Raw genomic sequence first — 1,232 nt, 5'->3', positions numbered from 1 at the left:
TTATCTGAAGCTTAGAAGCTTTTCTTGGAAGCATGGCATCAACCACTTCGTTGTCTAAAAGACAACTCGTCATCAGCTCTCGGCCTTAGAATCCCGGATTTACCTAAGATTCCAGCCTACCACCTTAAACTTGGACAACCAACGCCAAGCTGGCCTAGCCTTCTCCGTCCCTCCATCGCAATAACCAGAAGTACAGGAATATTAACCTGTTTTCCATCGACTACGCTTTTCAGCCTCGCCTTAGGGACCGACTAACCCTGCGTCGATTAACGTTGCGCAGGAAACCTTGGTCTTTCGGCGTGGGTGTTTTTCACACCCATTGTCGTTACTCATGTCAGCATTCGCACTTCTGATACCTCCAGCAAGCTTCTCAACTCACCTTCACAGGCTTACAGAACGCTCCTCTACCGCATCACCTAAGTGATACCCGTAGCTTCGGTGTATGGTTTGAGCCCCGTTAAATCTTCCGCGCAGGCCGACTCGACTAGTGAGCTATTACGCTTTCTTTAAAGGGTGGCTGCTTCTAAGCCAACCTCCTAGCTGTCTAAGCCTTCCCACATCGTTTCCCACTTAACCATAACTTTGGGACCTTAGCTGACGGTCTGGGTTGTTTCCCTTTTCACGACGGACGTTAGCACCCGCCGTGTGTCTCCCATGCTCGGCACTTGTAGGTATTCGGAGTTTGCATCGGTTTGGTAAGTCGGGATGACCCCCTAGCCGAAACAGTGCTCTACCCCCTACAGTGATACATGAGGCGCTACCTAAATAGCTTTCGAGGAGAACCAGCTATCTCCGAGCTTGATTAGCCTTTCACTCCGATCCACAGGTCATCCGCTAACTTTTCAACGGTAGTCGGTTCGGTCCTCCAGTTAGTGTTACCCAACCTTCAACCTGCCCATGGATAGATCGCCCGGTTTCGGGTCTATTCCCAGCGACTAGACGCCCTATTAAGACTCGCTTTCGCTACGCCTCCCCTATTCGGTTAAGCTTGCCACTGAAAATAAGTCGCTGACCCATTATACAAAAGGTACGCAGTCACCTAACAAAGTAGGCTCCCACTGCTTGTACGCATACGGTTTCAGGATCTATTTCACTCCCCTCTCCGGGGTTCTTTTCGCCTTTCCCTCACGGTACTAGTTCACTATCGGTCAGTCAGTAGTATTTAGCCTTGGAGGATGGTCCCCCCATATTCAGACAAAGTTTCTCGTGCTCCGTCCTACTCGATTTCACTG

Annotated in this window: 1 rRNA gene; it reads right to left on the bottom strand. The window is 50.2% G+C overall.

Annotation, left to right across the window (positions count from 1 at the left end):
• Positions 1-1,232: ribosomal RNA gene (locus tag GHO32_RS26035) — 23S ribosomal RNA — on the bottom strand; the annotation flags it as partial.

The organism is Pseudomonas sp. FSL R10-2189 (assembly GCF_009600325.1).
Classification (GTDB): Bacteria; Pseudomonadota; Gammaproteobacteria; order Pseudomonadales; family Pseudomonadaceae; genus Aquipseudomonas; species Aquipseudomonas helleri.
This window is presented reverse-complemented; position numbering and strand designations above follow the sequence as displayed.